Source organism: Acinetobacter sp. ANC 4648 (assembly GCF_002135345.1).
GTDB lineage: Bacteria > Pseudomonadota > Gammaproteobacteria > Pseudomonadales > Moraxellaceae > Acinetobacter.
Genome location: NZ_NEGI01000002.1, coordinates 153,212 through 171,340, shown reverse-complemented (window position 1 = coordinate 171,340; position 18,129 = coordinate 153,212). Strand labels below are relative to the sequence as shown.

General features: G+C 37.8%; 13 protein-coding genes, 2 tRNA genes and 1 pseudogene. 9 read left to right on the top strand and 7 right to left on the bottom strand.

Going from position 1 to position 18,129, the window contains the following annotated elements; genetic code table 11:
• Positions 1-297 precede the first annotated feature (297 nt).
• Positions 298-1,380, top strand: a complete 1,083-nt coding sequence (serC, locus tag B9T27_RS03910) for a 3-phosphoserine/phosphohydroxythreonine transaminase (protein WP_086205942.1) — start codon at positions 298-300, stop codon at positions 1,378-1,380.
• Positions 1,381-1,469: 89 nt separating this feature from the next.
• On the opposite strand, the gene B9T27_RS14840 is transcribed toward serC, so the two are convergent.
• From B9T27_RS14840 to pyrC, 5 genes are all read right to left on the bottom strand, one after another.
• Positions 1,470-1,622, bottom strand: coding sequence for a hypothetical protein (locus tag B9T27_RS14840; RefSeq protein WP_171263322.1), 153 nt, complete (start codon positions 1,620-1,622; stop codon positions 1,470-1,472).
• A gap of 515 nt (positions 1,623-2,137) precedes the next feature.
• Positions 2,138-3,070 carry a hypothetical protein gene (locus B9T27_RS03905; RefSeq protein WP_086205551.1) on the bottom strand — a complete coding sequence of 311 codons (933 nt, stop codon included), beginning with the start codon at positions 3,068-3,070 and terminating at the stop codon, positions 2,138-2,140.
• A gap of 241 nt (positions 3,071-3,311) precedes the next feature.
• Positions 3,312-3,387, bottom strand: a tRNA-Glu gene (locus tag B9T27_RS03900).
• Positions 3,388-3,406: 19 nt separating this feature from the next.
• Positions 3,407-4,066 (bottom strand): ribonuclease T, encoded by a 660-nt coding sequence (gene rnt, locus B9T27_RS03895; RefSeq protein WP_086205550.1) that lies wholly within the window; start codon positions 4,064-4,066, stop codon positions 3,407-3,409.
• The gene (gene pyrC / locus B9T27_RS03890) at positions 4,051-5,085 is read right to left on the bottom strand and encodes a dihydroorotase (protein ID WP_086205941.1); all 1,035 of its coding nucleotides are present in this window, start codon (positions 5,083-5,085) and stop codon (positions 4,051-4,053) included. The genes rnt and pyrC overlap by 16 nt, the downstream gene beginning before the upstream one ends.
• A gap of 510 nt (positions 5,086-5,595) precedes the next feature.
• Here pyrC and B9T27_RS03885 point away from each other — a divergent pair.
• Positions 5,596-6,627 carry a L,D-transpeptidase family protein gene (locus B9T27_RS03885; RefSeq protein WP_086205549.1) on the top strand — a complete coding sequence of 344 codons (1,032 nt, stop codon included), beginning with the start codon at positions 5,596-5,598 and terminating at the stop codon, positions 6,625-6,627.
• Between the two features lie 100 nt (positions 6,628-6,727).
• Here the strand turns inward: B9T27_RS03885 and argG are convergent, their stop codons facing one another.
• Positions 6,728-8,071: an argininosuccinate synthase gene (gene argG / locus B9T27_RS03880; protein WP_086205548.1), complete on the bottom strand. Its 1,344-nt coding sequence runs from the start codon at positions 8,069-8,071 to the stop codon at positions 6,728-6,730.
• A gap of 414 nt (positions 8,072-8,485) precedes the next feature.
• Here argG and B9T27_RS03875 point away from each other — a divergent pair, with 414 nt between their 5' ends.
• The 7 genes from B9T27_RS03875 (at position 8,486) to B9T27_RS03845 (ending at position 17,195) form a co-directional block, all read left to right on the top strand.
• Complete coding sequence (locus B9T27_RS03875; RefSeq protein ID WP_086205547.1) at positions 8,486-9,010, top strand: AAA family ATPase; 525 nt, start codon at positions 8,486-8,488, stop codon at positions 9,008-9,010.
• Between the two features lie 316 nt (positions 9,011-9,326).
• On the top strand, positions 9,327-10,997 hold the full coding sequence (gene lldP / locus B9T27_RS03870) for an L-lactate permease (protein ID WP_171263321.1): 1,671 nt from the start codon (positions 9,327-9,329) through the stop codon (positions 10,995-10,997).
• Positions 10,998-11,018: 21 nt separating this feature from the next.
• Positions 11,019-11,762, top strand: coding sequence for a transcriptional regulator LldR (gene lldR / locus B9T27_RS03865; RefSeq protein WP_086205545.1), 744 nt, complete (start codon positions 11,019-11,021; stop codon positions 11,760-11,762).
• 2 nt (positions 11,763-11,764) lie between these two features.
• Positions 11,765-12,919 (top strand): FMN-dependent L-lactate dehydrogenase LldD, encoded by a 1,155-nt coding sequence (lldD, locus tag B9T27_RS03860; RefSeq protein ID WP_086205544.1) that lies wholly within the window; start codon positions 11,765-11,767, stop codon positions 12,917-12,919.
• 182 nt (positions 12,920-13,101) lie between these two features.
• Positions 13,102-14,805 (top strand): D-lactate dehydrogenase, encoded by a 1,704-nt coding sequence (dld, locus tag B9T27_RS03855; RefSeq protein ID WP_086205543.1) that lies wholly within the window; start codon positions 13,102-13,104, stop codon positions 14,803-14,805.
• Positions 14,806-14,984: 179 nt separating this feature from the next.
• Positions 14,985-17,018 (top strand): NADPH-dependent 2,4-dienoyl-CoA reductase, encoded by a 2,034-nt coding sequence (locus B9T27_RS03850; protein ID WP_086205940.1) that lies wholly within the window; start codon positions 14,985-14,987, stop codon positions 17,016-17,018.
• A gap of 87 nt (positions 17,019-17,105) precedes the next feature.
• Positions 17,106-17,195 (top strand) — tRNA-Ser (locus tag B9T27_RS03845).
• 515 nt (positions 17,196-17,710) lie between these two features.
• Here the strand turns inward: B9T27_RS03845 and B9T27_RS14975 are convergent.
• Positions 17,711-18,011: pseudogene (locus B9T27_RS14975) on the bottom strand (transposase); the annotation flags it as partial.
• Positions 18,012-18,129 lie beyond the last annotated feature (118 nt).

The window sequence follows — 18,129 nt, the reverse complement described above, 5'->3', positions numbered from 1 at the left end:
ATCGCAAAAAAATGCTGTGTCTTTAATTCAGTGGTTATATTGTTTCTTATGTAGGTATCTTAATTTTTAATCATTATATTTTATCAGGCTTTTAATGTGAGTCGGAGTATTTTATTTGATTACTCAGAAAATAATGGCTGGATTTTTAAATATATAATATTGCATTAATAATGATTGAAATTTTGACTTCAATCATCGAATTGCATTGAAATATTTTCAGGATAATTTACTGCAAGCACAGGTTATATGTGGTTAAATGCCATCATTTTATTGTGTTTCACTTTGAAAGGAAAAATCATGCGCGCGTACAATTTCTGTGCTGGTCCTGCTGCATTACCCACTGCCGTTTTAGAAAAAGCTCAACAAGAGATGCTGGATTGGCATGGTAAGGGGCTTTCGATCATGGAGATGAGCCATCGTAGTAAGGACTATGTTGCTGTTGCAGAAAAAGCAGAAGCTGATTTACGTCAATTGATGAACATTCCAGAGAACTATAAAGTTTTGTTCTTACAGGGTGGCGCATCGTTACAATTTTCTGCCATTCCTTTAAACCTTTTGGGTAAAAATAGCAAAGCGGATTATATCCATACAGGGATTTGGTCTGAGAAAGCATTAAAAGAAGCACAGCGTTATGGCGATATTAATATTGTAGAAGCTGGCACGAGCATCAATGGTAAATTGGCTATTACCGATCAAAGCACTTGGAATTTGTCAGCAGATGCAGCTTATGTGCATTATGCAGATAACGAAACCATAGGTGGTTTACAGTTTGCAGGGATCCCTGAGGTGAATGCACCGTTGGTTACTGACTTGTCTTCAAGTATTTTGTCAGCACCGATTGATGTGTCAAAATTTGGTTTGATTTATGCCGGTGCGCAAAAGAATATCGGTCCTGCAGGCTTAACATTGGTTATTGTACGTGATGATTTGCTTGATCAGGCTAAAACTGAAATTCCAAGCATTTTACAATATTCAGCACAAGCGAAAAATGATTCAATGGTGAATACGCCATCGACTTATGCATGGTATTTGTCAGGATTGGTTTTTGAATGGTTGCTTGAGCAGGGCGGTGTAGATGCCATACATAAAGTGAATCTTGAGAAAGCCAAACTTTTGTATGGTTATATCGATTCAAGTGATTTCTATGCCAATCCCATTTTTGAAGCGAATCGTTCAATCATGAATGTACCATTTACTTTAGCAAATGCGGATCTGGATAAATTATTCTTAAAAGAAGCAGAAGATAATCATTTGCTTAATTTAGCAGGTCACCGTTCTGTGGGTGGGATGCGTGCAAGTATTTATAATGCTGTTCCATTAGCGGGTGTGCAAGCCCTTGTGAACTTTATGGATGATTTCGCAAAACGTCATCAAGCTTAAGTCAATTGTTGAAATAAAGTAGAAACCCTCGTTAGAGGGTTTTTTTTTTGAGATATTTTTTGAAAAAGGGGATGTTAAGATGGTTTAGATTATGCTGTTGGAAATAAACCCAAATAGTGAAAAATCATTGCGGCAAGAAATATTCCTAAAATAAAAAAACACAAAGCACCCTTATCCAAGCTAAAGCGGAAACTACGATCTTGATGAATTAGACTAGTCGATTGTTCAGGTATAATTTTCATTACTGAGCCTAGAGCTTTAAATTATTGTTAGATCCTTTTGATAATTTATTTTTAGCACAAATATTTGATTAAATAAAGTACTGGTTTACAAGGGGATAACATTATTTAAATAGAGTAATTTCATATAATATTGAGTGTGGATTGTATCTTTTAACTTAAATACTTGTTTTAAAATTACTTTTTATATTTTACTAGAGATTATAAAATAAGAATTAAGTGATATTTTGTGCTGTGAATAATGGTAATTAAATATGCAGGTATGAGTTTTTAAAGCTTTTCAGGTTAGATATTTAAAAATAAATACTGGGGGTGCTATAAACATAGTTATTTTTTGAGTGGGAAATTGCATTAATAAATTTAATTAAACGGCATGAGTGAGTGCTGTAGTTTGATGTTAGAAAATGCTCAGCATTTTTAAAGCCAATTGAATTGGCTGCTTTAAGCCGATAGATTGAAAAATGAGATTCCAATATGATTTAGAACTTAAAGCAGCTTAAATTTATTTTTCCAAGAACCTAGTCAGCTTTAGCAAAAATATGGGCTTGAATCCAAATATTGCCACGAATATATTGACCAATTTCAAAGTTTTTATAGGCTATATCTTTGGTTGCAATTCGAACAAGTATAGCAGGTTGATTTTCTTCTAAAATTAAGGTGACATCGTACAGGGTATAGTCCTGTTGCATAAATTGCATTTGGGTTTTACCAACGACTTTACCTTGAAACCAAGCCTCATCTTCTTGGCCAATGGTTTCACCATACAAGTAAGCCACCATTTTTGAAAAATCGACAGTGACGGGTTCTTTGTCATCTTCAGATTTAGGCTCCCATGCATCAATCAATTCTTGCAAATTGGGAGGAGTAATTCCATTGTGGTCAAACAAAATATCATTCAATGCACGATGATGTTTAATTGAGGCAGGATCATCGACAACAATTTGTTCGTGGTCAGATACTTTTTCGAGTTCATAAGCCCAAGCATTAAATTGCACTTTGTATTTTTGATTTTTTTGATATTGCTCATGATTGACAGCATAGAGGCTATCAAAAGCATATACCGTACTATTTGGGCTCAATTCTAGGCACAGAACTGCTTGAGTATGGGACTCACAGGTAATAATACGATTGATACTAGCATGGACGACATAAGGGCTTTCAAAGGTCGGAAACGCTGTCTTGAGGGCTTTAGGTTTGCCATCTTCCACAGCAATGACTTGTGCCAATTGTACTGTCGATGTGCTTGGTCCTTGAATTAGCCATGACGATGCATCCATCTCAGATTCTTGTTTGCATAAACCCATAGGCATAATCGGGTCATTTAAAGCCAAACCTAACCATTTTGGTACTTCGCTAGTAGGATTGTCTGTTAATAAGTTCCAATGCTCTACATGGCTACCAAAATTTTGATCATTAATGATTATAATTTCAGGTTTGTTTTGATTGTTCATATTCACAGTTATAAATAGAATTCATTTAATCTATTAAATCGAGGGTGATTATTATATTTCAAGTCCCGAGATGTAAATTTACGATTTAAAAAGACAATTTATACACGAGCTAATACAGTGATTCTTGATTGAAAAAACATTGAGCTTTAAAAATGAACTTAAATAGGTGTGTGATTGTGGAGCTGTGATCAAGATATAGCTTTTTAGAAAGCTCTTTTCAATTATTGAATCGAAGAATATATGGCGACCCTACGGGGATTCGAACCCCGGTTACCGCCGTGAAAGGGCGATGTCCTAGGCCTCTAGACGATAGGGTCGTTAGAAGATGGCGGTATCTTATTGATCCGCCGCCATTGTGTCAAGTAGGTGAGGTGCGAGTTTGTTCAAAATATAGCAAAACAGTTCCGCAGTCTTTTGAGTATCGTATAAAGCAGAGTGTGCTTCCTTACCATCAAACTCAATTCCAGCTTGAATACATGATTTTGCCAGTACAGTTTGTCCAAACATCACAGCACTTAAAGTCACCGTATCAAATACAGAAAAACTATGAAATGGATTCTGATTTTTGGTGCCTGTTCGTGCAATTGCTGCTTTGACAAAGCCTAGATCAAAATGAGCATTATGTCCCACCAGTACAGCATGGGTACACTGTTGCTGCTTACGGACTTCATTGACTGATTTAAACATACGTTTTAACGCAGATTTTTCATCTTCAGCCATTGCCATACGCATTGGATTAAATGGATCGACACCAATAAAATCTAAAGATCGTCGATCTAAGTTTGCACCTTCAAACGGATTAATATGTGCATGATGTGCTTCACCCGGAACAAATTTTCCTTCAGCATCATAAATAATAGGAATGCATGCAATTTCTAAAAGTGCATCAGTTTCGGCATTAAAACCTGCGGTCTCTACGTCAACGACAACGGGTAAAAAACCACGGAATCGTTGACCAATTGCAGGTTGTGTTTCAGTTGTCACACTTTTCTCCATTGAATGGTTTTCCCAGCATATAGTGGAATAATTTTCTCACCATCCAAGTAATCAAAACTTTCAGGAATGACTTGATCTTCTTTTACCAAGGTAATGGTATTGGTATTACGAGGTAAACCATAGAAGTCTGCACCAAAATGGCTTGCAAAACCTTCTAAGCGTTCAATTTTACCCACTTGATCGAAAGCTTGAGCATATAACTCAATCGCTGTAGGTGCACTATAACATCCTGCACAGCCACATGCATTTTCCTTTGCATCTTTAGAATGCGGTGCACTGTCTGTGCCTAAGAAAAACTTAGGACTGCCACTGGTTGCAACTTCTAATAAGGTCTGTTGATGTGTCTGGCGTTTTAGGATAGGTAAACAATAGAAATGCGGTTTAATTCCACCCACCAGCATATCATTACGGTTAAACAATAAATGTTGTGGTGTAATGGTTGCAGCAACATGACGGTCATGTTCCAGTACAAAGTGCGCAGCTTCACTAGTCGTAATATGTTCGAGTACTAACTTTAATTTAGGGAATTGTCTTAATAATGGAGATAAAACATCATCAATAAAGCGTTTTTCACGATCAAAAATATCGACATGATTGTGAGTCACTTCACCATGTAATAATAATGGAACTTGGTGTTCTTCTAGTTGCTCAATGACAGCATAGACTTTACGCATGTCACTAACACCATTATCTGAGTTGGTGGTTGCTCCAGCAGGGTAAAGCTTAATGGCATTGACATGCTCAGATTCTTTAATTTTTTTAATTTCACTTGGCGCGGTATGATCTGTGAAGTAAAGCACCATGCGTGGGTCAAAATTTATACCCTCAGGCACATGCGCTAAAATACGTTCACGATAGGCATTTGCTTCTTCGACGGTTTTTACTGGTGGAACCAAATTAGGCATACAAATAGCGCGGGCAAATTGCTTAGCTAAATCAGGTACTGTACGTTGTAGTGCGAGACCATCACGGAGATGTGCATGCCAATCATCAGGTTGAAGCAAAGTAATCGTATTCAAGGTCATTCTTACAATCAAATAAAATAGATAATAATCGATTAAACCTTAAAATGGTAACTGCTATTTAAAATTTAGTATGTCAAATAAATGATAGTGAACACACATCTGCTTTAAAAGTGAGCTATTTGAGTAGGTGTGTACAGATGTTTATTTTCTTAAAAATATATTTGATTTAAGTTATCATTTTATACAGCTTTCATTTTTACTGTTTGTTCATCATCAATATTCAATCAAGTTATCTTTTATTTTAATATTTGATTTGTTTGTTATTTGTATAAAAAAATGTTAAATAATCCACATTGTTATAATAGTAACTTTATTAGCTTTGAATAAATTGGACTTAAAATTTTGTTGATATGGTGGAAATCCAATAGGGATGTTTAAGGATTCCCTTTATTTGAGCAAAATTGGAGTTGGAAGCGGGATAACTATCAAAACTAAAATTTAGTTACCGTTTATTGAAGAGTGTGATGAACGCTTAAATCTTGAGATAAATTTAGAGAGTGTAATATGGGCAAGTTACTGCCAAAATTTTTATATGTCGCTTGTATTGTGATGTTGAATTTACCCTCTCAATCGTTTGCAATACAAACAGTGGCTGCAACTGTAAAGAATAATAGTGCACCAATTGAAGTACAGCAGGTTTGGACATTAGAGAGTTTAAATAAAGCGAATTGGGCTGCAGACTTAGGCCGAGGACAATTCCCAGCCTATGCTCGGGCGCAAGTGATGTTAAATAATTTACATGCTTCACCTGGTGCAATTGATGGGAAAAGTGGTAAAAACTTTTTGAAAGCGCTTGCAACCTATCAGCAGATACAAGGTTTTCCACTTACAGGCGAACTCACCAAACAGACTTGGGATAGTTTAATTGCAAAACAATCTAATTCTGCTTTTGGAGTTTATGTGATTACTGAGCAAGACTTGAAAGGGCCATTTGCGAAAAGTATACCGCGAAACTATGCATTACAAGCGAAAATGCCAGGCCTGTATTACACACGAATGACTGAAATGTTGGGTGAGAAATTTCATATTGATGAAGAGTTTTTACGCCAGCTTAATCCTAAAGCAGCGTTTAATAACGTTGGGGAAAAAATTTTAGTACCGAATGTGCGAAATGAATTGCCACATGATGTGAGCTTGATTATTGCGCATAAAGGAGCTCGGCAGCTGTATTTGTTTAATGGACAAAATCGTTTAATCGCATCTTTTCCAGCGACAATTGGTGGATCAGAGACACCATCCCCCAAAGGAACACATAAGGTTGTGAAGGTTGCAGCGAATCCTTATTATGGTTATTCACCTAAGAACTTTGTTCAGGGTGCGAATAAAAAACCACTGGTCTTACCCTCTGGGCCGAATGGGCCTGTAGGAAATATTTGGATTGCACTCAGTAAAGCTTCTTTTGGTATTCATGGAACCCCAAATCCCTCTTTGATTTCTAAAACGGCATCACATGGCTGTATTCGCCTGACGAATTGGGATGCCAATGATTTAGGTCGTAAAGTACAATCGGGTGTGGTGGTGAAGTTTCTTGAATGAAAGTGCTCATGCTCTGTAATCAGTAAAAAGCATAAAGTTTTTAAATGATGATGTATAAAAAAACCGCCTCATTAGGCGGTTTTTTTATTAAGATCAAAAATTATTTATTTTTGTCTTTTAATTGAGGAACAGCAGAACCTGTACCCACCGCAAGTAAACCAGTATTGGTATAAATTCCTAATTTTGCACGAGTATCAGAAATATCTAAATTACGCATGGTGAGCTGACCAATACGATCCATAGGAGAGAACATAGAATCACCTTTCTCCATGGTCAAACGCTCAGCTTCATAAGTGAGGTTTTCAGATTGAGTATTCATAATGGTAAAGTCATTACCACGACGAAGTTCTAAAGTGACAGTACCTGTAATGGCTTTGGCAACCCAACGCTGTGCAGTTTCACGAAGCATAAGCGCTTGAGAATCGAACCAACGACCTTGATACAATAAACGACCTAAACGTAAACCGTTAATGCGGTATTGCTCAATCGTATCTTCGTTATGAATACCTGTTACTAGACGTTCATAAGCAATATGCAGTAGTGCCATTCCTGGCGCTTCATAGATACCACGAGATTTCGCTTCAATAATACGGTTTTCGATTTGATCTGACATACCAAGACCATGACGGCCACCGATACGATTCGCTTCAAGAATGAATTCAACTGGATCTTCAATACGTTGACCATTCAAAGCAACAGGCATGCCTTCTTCAAAAGTAACCGATACTTCTTCAGCTTTAACTTCTACGTCATCTTTCCAGAAGGCAACGCCCATAATTGGATCTACGATTTTAATACCAGCATTCAGGTATTCAAGATCTTTGGCTTCATGTGTCGCACCTAACATATTCGAGTCAGTTGAATATGCTTTTTCTTTTGACATTTTATAGTCAAAGCCATTGTCGATGAGGAACTGTGACATTTCTGCACGGCCACCAAGCTCATCAATAAAGGTTTGATCTAACCAAGGTTTGTAAATTTTAAGTGCAGGGTTGGTCAATAAACCATAACGGTAGAAACGTTCAATATCGTTTCCTTTATAGGTTGATCCATCACCCCAAATATTTACGTCATCTTCTTTCATTGCGGTAACAAGCATTGTACCTGTTACTGCACGACCTAATGGCGTGGTATTGAAATAAGGAATGCCACCGGTACTGATATGGAATGCACCACACTGAATTGCAGCAATGCCTTCAAGCGCAAGTTGTAAACGGCAGTCGATTAAACGTGCTTTTACAGCGCCATAAGCTTCAGCTTTCTTTGGAATTGCATCATAGTCTTCTTCATCTGGCTGACCTAAGTTTGCTGTATAAGCATAAGGTTCTGCGCCTTTTTGTTTCATCCACAATAAAGCAGCTGAAGTATCTAGACCACCAGAGAAGGCAATCCCAACTTTTTTGCCTACTGGTACATGCTGCAAGATGGTTGCATTATCAGTCATTGCTCGTCCTAACTATTTTAAAATAGGCACCATAACGATTGGTGGCCAAGGAGAATTTATAAACGCTGCATTGTAACACTTTTGATTCAGCTTGTTTTCGTAAAAAGGACAATCAATAAAAATATTCTTTACCATTAAAATTTATTTTAAATGAAGAGTGAACGAAGTTTTTTTATATAAAAAGATTAAAAATGTATACCAAAAATAAAATGTGATGCTAATTACATTATTAGATCATGTGACTTGTACTCTGAATGTACCTTATTCCGTTATCACTATAATAGACATTGTTGGTGGGTTTTCTTTTTCTATATTGAGGGGAGTGCGGGGGGATTTGACTCAGTGGAAACGGTGTAAAAGAAAGTGCTTTTAGCGGACTTTTATAGACGATCTAATAATTATGGATTGATGACAATGTTGATTATATTGGGTGGCTTACCCGCAACTGGAAAAACCACGATTGCTAAAGCACTAGCTACAAGACTTAAGGCGACATATTTAAGAGTCGACTCTATTGAGCAAGCTATTTTTGCTGCAGATGGAAATAGTGTGACAGAAATTGGAGCTGAGGGGTATTTTGTCGCATATGCCGTTGCTGCAGATAATCTTCAGCTGGGACAAACGGTGATTGCTGATTCAGTTAATTCACTTGAAATTACACGCCAAGCATGGAAGAACGTTGCAGCACAAGCACATGTAAAGACCATTGAAATAGAAATAATCTGTTCAGATAAAGGAGTGCACCGTAAAAGAGTGGAAGCACGCCTTGCAGATATTAAAAATCATTCATTACCCAATTGGAATGATGTGCTTAATCGTGATTATGAAACATGGGATTCTATTGATTTAGTTATTGATACTGCTTTGTATTCAGTCCAGAAGTCAGTGGAATTAATCCTTCAAAATATTGAAATGAAAAATCAAAGCAGGTGTAAGTAGGCACATACGACTAAAGTCGTATAAGTGGGGCGTGGTAAGATTTTTTTAATCAAAATTATGAAAATGAAAGTAAATTCAGTTTGTTAAATTGATTAACACAAAACCTTAGATGAATTTTATAGATTAATCCCCTCTATATTGGTCAGACCAATAAAAATAAACTCAGACCAATATTGATCTTTAAAGCAGCAGAAACTAATATAACAAAGCATTAAGCGCTTTATTTTTTAATTTTAATTAAATTGGTAGTACCAATATTAAGTTTGTAGATGGGTAGTCAGACCACTCTCAATACCTTCGCAAGCATTTCAAGGAGATGACAATGCTGCAACATTGGCAACAGAATTACGATCCTATGGGCAATATCTGGATTTCCAGTAGTATTGCGCTTATTCCAATTATTTTTTTCTTCCTAGCACTTGCTGTATTCCGTATGAAGGGCAGTGTTGCGGGTACAATTACTGTTGTTTTGGCATTGCTTGTCTCTCTTTTTGCATATCAAATGCCAGTTGCGATGGCATTCGCATCTATGGTCTATGGCTTTCTATATGGTTTATGGCCGATTGCATGGATTATTATCGGTGCAGTATTCCTGTACAAAATTTCTGTAAAAACAGGCCAGTTCGATATTATTCGTGCATCGATCCTGTCTATTACTGAAGATCAACGTTTACAAATGTTATTGGTTGGCTTTGCATTTGGTACCTTCCTTGAAGGTGCGGCAGGCTTTGGTGCACCTGTGGCAATTACCGCCGCTTTATTGGTGGGATTAGGATTTAAACCTCTGTATGCAGCAGGACTTTGTCTAATTGTAAATACAGCACCGGTTGCATTTGGTGCGATGGGTATTCCTATTATTGTCGCTGGACAAGTTTCAGGTGTGGATACGCATGAAATCAGCCAAATGGTGGGTCGTCAGTTACCGTTTATGGTACCGATTGTTCTGTTTTGGATTATGGGGATTATGGATGGTTGGCGTGGTATTAAAGAAACTTGGCCAGCCGTGATTGTCGCCGGTGGTTCATTTGCTCTGGCACAATATCTAACCTCAAATTTTGTTGGTCCTGAGCTTCCAGATATTACCGCAGCGATTGCCTCACTCGTGACATTAACCATTTTACTTAAATTTTGGCAGCCGAAACATATCTTTCGTTTTGAAAATGAAGATGGTCAAGTTGATCAGAATTTAGTGGTTGAACAACAAAAGAAATACAGCATCGCTCAAATTGCCAAAGCATGGTCTCCATTTATGGTTCTGACGGCGATGGTCACGATCTGGAGCATTAAGCCATTTAAGGATCTATTCGCTAAAGACGGTGCATTACATGATTTAGTGATCTCAATCAAAGTTCCGTATTTGCATCAACTGGTACAAAAACTACCGCCTGTTGTTCCTGAAATTAAAGATTATGATGCGATCTATAAATTTGACTGGCTTTCTGCAACTGGAACCGCAATTTTTATTGCTGCCATCATCACCATCATTTATTTAAAAATGAAACCGAAAGATGCAGTGGCAACATTTTTTGAAACTGTGAATGAATTAAAAATTCCAATTTATTCGATTGGGATGGTCTTGGCATTTGCATTTATTGCGAATTATTCGGGTATGTCGGCAACATTAGCTTTAGCACTGGCACATACGGGTAAAGCCTTTACCTTCTTCTCGCCATTCTTGGGTTGGATTGGGGTATTCCTAACTGGTTCAGACACATCAGCTAATGCATTATTCTCTGCATTACAAGCTACAACTGCTCAACAAATTGGTGTACCAGAAGTCTTACTGGTTGCTGCCAATACCAGTGGTGGTGTCACAGGAAAAATGATTTCACCTCAGTCGATCGCTATCGCTTGTGCGGCAGTTGGTTTAGTAGGTAAAGAGTCTGATTTGTTCCGTTTTACTGTTAAACACAGTATAACGTTTACAGTGATGATTGGTATTATTGTGACCTTACAAGCCTATGTGTTCCCATGGATGATTCCATAACACACAACTGAGAGCAGCCGAATGAAAGTCTCCGATAAAGTGGTTCAAAACTTACGTATGTTGATTGAACAGACCAATATGCAGATCGGAGATCGTTTGCCTGCTGAACGTAAATTGTGTGAACAACTCGGTGTCTCTCGTTCCTCTTTACGTGAAGCGATTCAGCAACTCACCAGTACGGGTATGTTGGTCAGTAAGGTTGGTGCGGGAACTTTTTTGCAGCAATTACCGACTAATTGGTCACAATATCAAATTGTTCAGCCTTTGAGTATGTTAATTGATGATGATCCTTCCTATCGTTTTGATGTACAGGAAGCTCGCATCATTTTAGAGGGTGGGGCAGCTTGGTATGCAGCACAGCGTGCAACCCAAGATGATTTAATTAACATTCGTCAGTGTTATGAAAAAATAACCTATTTTCAATCGCTTGGTGATGATGATCAAGCATCTATGGCAGATGCTAAATTTCATTTGGCGATTGCTGAAGCATCGCACAATTTGGTTCTGATCCAAATGATGCGGGGTTTATTTGATTTATTAAAATTTAATGTGGTTTTGGGGCGACGTAAAGTCTATTCGGAATCACAGCGTTTTGATCAATTGCATGATCAACATTATCAAGTGATGGATGCAATTGAACGTCAAGATCCAGAAGCTGCGCGTATTGCAGTCTGTGGACATATTGAGTTTGTAGTTCAACAAGTACGTTTGATTGACGAGGAAGATGCTCGACGTCAACGTGCAAGCCGATTAAACAGGATATAACCATGATTATTTCTTCTGCTAATGATTATCGTGAAGCCGCGAGACGTCGTTTACCACCTTTCTTATTTCATTACATTGATGGTGGTGCGAATGCGGAATATACACTGCAACGTAATGTAGAAGATTTATCAAAAATTGCGCTTAGGCAGCGTGTGCTCAATGATATGTCACAGTTGAGCTTGGAAACGAAGCTTTTTGATGAAACTTTATCTATGCCTGTTGCATTATCACCTGTGGGTTTAACGGGGATGTATGCACGTCGCGGTGAGGTTCAAGCGGCTGTTGCTGCTGATAAAAAAGGAATTCCTTTTACCTTATCTACGGTTTCTGTATGTCCAATTGAAGAAGTCGCACCAGCAATTAAACGTCCAATGTGGTTTCAACTTTACGTATTACGTGATCGTGGATTTATGCGTAATGCATTGGAACGCGCTAAAGCAGCAGGTTGTTCAACGTTGGTTTTTACGGTTGATATGCCTGTTCCAGGGGCACGTTATCGTGATGCACATTCGGGTATGAGTGGTCCAAATGCAGCAATGCGTCGTTACATGCAATCCTGTTTCCACCCACATTGGGCTTGGAATGTTGGATTACTTGGGCGCCCACATGACTTAGGTAATATTTCAAAGTACTTGGGTAAACCAACGGGTCTTGAGGATTATATTGGTTGGTTAGGCAATAACTTTGACCCGTCTATATCATGGAAAGACTTAGAGTGGATTCGTGAATTTTGGGATGGCCCAATGGTCATTAAAGGGATTTTAGACCCTGAAGATGCCAAGGATGCAGTGCGTTTTGGTGCCGATGGTATTGTGGTCTCTAATCACGGTGGTCGTCAGCTTGATGGTGTTTTATCAACAACGCGTGCTTTACCTCCGATTGCTGATGCAGTTAAAGGCGATATTAAAATTCTTGTTGATTCAGGTATTCGCAATGGTTTAGATGTGGTTCGTATGCTCGCAATGGGAGCTGATACGTGTATGTTAGGTCGTGCATTTATTTATGCATTGGGTGCTGCAGGTGAGGCGGGTGTTTCTAATTTATTGGATTTAATTGATAAAGAAATGCGTGTTGCAATGACTTTGACTGGTGCTAAAACGATTGCAGAGATTACCTCTGATTGTCTAGTCAAACTAGATAAAGAATTAGCGCAATAAAAATGGAGAATATAAGTATTGAATAATATTTATATTCTCCTTAGTTATATCGGTGATATGGATGTTACCGATAGTCGGTCTCAATACAGCAGTGAATGACATTTTTGCATATAGGATTTCAAGAGAGAGTTTCTTGAATAAAATAATATAGTAAAAATATTAAGGAATGGAACGCATAAAATATGCAAACTCAATTAGATTCAGGAAAAACCATCCAAAAGTTTATTGATATTGTGGGTAAATCACATGTCATGACCAGTGAAAGCGAAACTCGTTTATATCGTCAAGGGCGACGTTATGGTGCAGGACAAGTTTTGGCGGTGGTTGTTCCAGGAACTTTAGTTGAACAATGGCATGTTTTAAAAGCGGCTGTAGATGCAGATTGTATTGTGATTATGCAAGCGGCAAATACGGGGCTTACGGGGGGTTCAACACCATTCGGGAATGATTATGATCGTCCTGTCGTTTTACTTAGTACCCGTCGTTTAGCAGGAATCCAAGTGATTAATGACGGTCAACAAGTGATTTGTTTACCCGGTGCAACATTAGATCGCCTTGAAAAAGAATTATCACCATTTAACCGTGAGCCACACTCAGTCATCGGTTCATCATGTATTGGTGCATCTGTTTTGGGTGGCGTTTGTAACAACTCTGGTGGGGCATTGGTTCGTCGTGGTCCTGCTTATACGGAACTCGCACTATATGCACGCGTCAATGAATCTGGTCAGTTAGAACTCGTGAATCATTTGGGTGTAGATTTAGGTACGACACCTGAAGAAATTTTAGCTAAACTCGAAAAACAACAATATCAAATTAATGATATTCAACATGATTCAAGCTGTTGTGCATCAGATCAGCGTTATGCACACGATGTTAAACAAATCGATGAAAATACCCCAGCACGTTTTAATGCAGATCCATCACGATTATTTGAAGCATCGGGTTCAGCTGGAAAAGTGTGTGTGTTTGCAGTACGCTTAGATACCTTTGAAAAAATTCCAAGTCAAGTCTTCTATGTGGGGACCAATTCACAGGATGATTTAACCGAAATTCGTCGTTTTTTATTGAAAGGTTTACCACGCTTGCCAATAGCTGGCGAATATATTCACCGTGTCGCTTATGATATTGGTGCAGAGTATGGTAAAGATACTTTCATGTTTATCGAAAAGTTTGGTACAGCAAGAGTTCCTGCTGCTTTTGCAATGAAAGATAAAGTTGATGGTTATCTTGAAAAGTTTAGAATGAAAGGATTTTCAGATAAAATTTTACAATTGATCACGAAGTTTATGCCGAATCATTTACCGAAGCGGATGAATGAATTTCGAGATTTATATGAACATCATTTAGTGATTCGGATAGAAAATCAGGATGTTGAGCAGGTAGAACAATTTTTAAAAAAATATTTTGAAACTCAATCTTCTAAGCATTATTTTCTGTGTACAGAAGAAGAAGGGCGTAAAGCCTTTTTACATCGTTTTGCAATAGCTGGTGCTGCAATTCGCTATCGCGATACCCATCGTGGTGAGGTTGAAGATATTGTCGCTCTAGATATTGCTTTACGCCGTAATGATCGTCAATGGTTAGAAACCTTACCTAAAGCACTGGATGATTTGATCATCCATAAACTCTACTATGGCCATTTTTTATGTCATGTCTTTCATCAAGATTATATTGTCAAGAAAGGGGTTGATCCTTTAGCGATAGAACATCAAATGTGGCATTTACTTGATGATCGTGGTGCAGAATATCCCGCAGAACATAATGTTGGACATTTATATGTAGCTAAACCAGCATTGAAAAACCACTATCAAAAATTAGACCCAACCAATAGTTTTAATGTAGGTATTGGGCACACATCAAAATTAAAGAACTGGAAACCATCCTAAATTTAACTGAATAATAATCAGATGTAATACTTTAAGTGTAGTCTCAAATAGCTACACTTTTTTTATGTCAAATTGACAGTTACTTGCAGACAAATTTTTTAAAAAGTCATAAACAAAAGATCAAAAGTCGGTAAAGTAGTATGCAACAAGTTGCAAAGCCAAATATAAAAGGATCCATTATGACAACTCGCTATGCCAATATTTTAAAACCATTACATTTAGGCTTTACGACTATTAAAAATCGTGTCGTGATGGGTTCTATGCACACAGGGTTGGAAGATCGTTTTTATAATTATCCAAAACTTGCGGCATATTTTGGGGAGCGTGCTAAAGGTGGTGTTGGCCTAATTATTACTGGGGGAATTTCTCCGAACCGTCAAGGTTGGTTATTACCAGTAGGCGGTACGATGAATACTTTAGGAGATGTTGCTCCGCACCGTTTAGTCACACATGCGGTACATAAGCATGGTGCAAAAATTTTGATGCAAATTTTGCATGCAGGGCGTTATGGTTATCAACCTTTTGTCGTATCTGCGAGTCCGATTAAATCACCTATTTCACCCTTTAAACCGCGTCAAATGAGTGAAAAACAAATTTTAGATACTATTGCTGATTTTGCGAAAACGGCCAGTATTGCCAAAAAAGCAGGCTATGATGGCGTTGAAGTTATGGGTTCAGAAGGGTATTTACTGAATCAGTTTTTAAGTCGCCATGTAAATCAACGTAATGACCGTTGGGGCGGTAATATTCAAAATCGTATGCGTTTTGCAGTAGAAATTGTGAAAGCAATTCGCACTACAGTTGGTGAAAAATTTATTATTTGCTTTCGTCTATCATTACTAGATCTTGTCCATGACGGTAATACAATGGATGAGGTTATTGTCGTTGCTCAAGCTTTGGAAAAAGCAGGAATTACATTATTAAATACAGGCATTGGCTGGCATGAGGCACGTGTTCCAACTATTGTAACTTCAGTTCCACGGGCTGCATTCGTAGATTATACCGCTGAAGTGAAAAAGCATGTTTCAGTTCCAGTGATTGCATCAAATCGTATTAATATGCCAGAAACTGCGGAAGAAATTTTAGCAACAGGTAAAGCAGATATGGTACAGATGGCACGTCCACTTTTGGCGGATGCTTTCTGGGTTAATAAAACAGCAACGAATCGTGTTGATGAAATTAATACTTGTATTGCCTGTAATCAGGCGTGTTTGGATCATACCTTTAAAAATAAGCGTGCGACGTGTTTAGTCAATCCACGTGCTGCTTATGAAACTGAATTGGTTTATGTCAAAACTAAAAAGCCAAAGAAAGTTGCGGTAGTGGGCGGTGGTGTTGCGGGATTGTCTGCGGCAACAGTAGCTGCAAGTTGCGGGCATCAGGTTACTTTATTTGAGGCTGCGAAAGAAGTTGGTGGTCAGTTTAACTTAGCTAAAGTTGTGCCAGGTAAAGAAGAATTTCATGAAACGATTCGTTATTTTAAAGTCCAAATTGAAAAAACAGGTGTAGAACTGCGTTTAAATACTAAGGTTAATCGTGAACAATTAGAACGCGAAGGCTATGATGAAGTGATTATTGCAACGGGTGTTATTCCTCGTAGCTTAAAAATTGAAGGTAGTGATGCTCCTCAAGTTCTTTCTTATGCAGAAGTACTTCGTGGAGCACCCGTTGGGAATAAGGTTGCTGTGATTGGTGCTGGTGGGATTGGTTTTGATGTATCAGAATTTTTATTAAAACCAGAACATCAGCCGCAGCCTCAACCATTAGAGCATTGGAAGCGTGAATGGGGCGTAGATCAAAACCCAAATTATATGACTGAAGGTGGTTTTGTTCCGGCAAAAGTTGAAGCACCAATTCGTGAAATTTATTTAATGCAACGTAAAACCACACCACTAGGAATGGGTTTAGGTAAAACATCAGGTTGGGTACACCGTGCACAATTGAAAAAGCATGCTGTAAAAATGATGCGTGGGGTTCAATATAAGGCTGTGACCAATGAAGGTTTATGGATTGAAACCAATGGTTATGATCAATTATTACGTGTAGATACAATTGTGGTCTGTGCAGGGCAGGAATCAATAAAGGATTTAATGCCAAAAGAAGGTGAAAATACTTTAGCTAATTATCATATTATTGGTGGTGCTAAACTCGCCGCTGAGCTTGATGCGAAACGTGCAATACGTGAAGGCGCTGAATTAGCAGCTAAATTATAAAGATTTGATGAAACAATATGCGTTTGAATGCTTTAAGGTTATTTTTTTCTTGTCATCTATAGAAAAGCTTAGTATTCTTGCGCACATGGAAGCGTGGCAGAGCGGTTTAATGCACCGGTCTTGAAAACCGACGAGGGTTTACCCCCTCCGTGAGTTCGAATCTCACCGCTTCCGCCAAATTTTGAATTAAGCCCTTGTACATACAAGGGCTTTTTATTGTCTGTGATTTTGTTCCACACAGTAACTCACATAAAAAATTGGATTCAAATAGAGAAACTCAGATCAATTCGGATAGCCGTAGACACTGGACATTTTTGGGGCCTGTGAAATACATGTAAATTAAACTATAAATAGTCTTTGTCCTTTTGTTTAAAAATATAGATTTTATTTTGCCTAATGATTGGGCAGTTAGATGCTTTATGGTTTTTTTCTTTTTATATCTTTTTCTGAAAATTGAACTATACAAAAATGTTAGTCACCTTATACGCTCTTTGGATAGATAGGTGTTAGCTGAAAATATTGTATTTTTTCTATAGAGATATCTGTAAATACTATGCTAGATACCAATGAGACCATTTTGATGTTAGGACTTAATTAGGTTGGAAAGGCTGTGTTGTATAAAGACTTAAAGGTTAAACTTCCTCTCATTCATTTAAATTTTAAGAGACAACTTAGGTGTGAGGCCTGCCTAATTCTGTAAGCAGATGCAATCCATTGCTACTTTTTTGATAGTTAATCGCTATATCATATGATTTTGCTTTCTGCTCAGGGTCGAATAGTCTGGCGCTGTCTAGGCAAGACCCGATAACGTAATCAGGATTTGTACAAAGCCTGTTACCATACGCAATGACAATTTGAAATAGATTTAATCATCAGAAAATATGGAATGGCAGTATCAAAATATGTTTGATGCTGACCTTGCTTGCCATTCGATTCTACATATCATTAGGTTTTAGAAGCAAATCAAATGGCGATATTTTCTCTATTGATCAGTGTTTGATTGTAGCTGGATTAATTGATTGTGCGATAAATTTTACAGGCAGGTTTTCATATCAAAAATTATATTGTTAAACTCAGCCCTTAAAGATAGGTTTGTGCAACAAAGCCATTA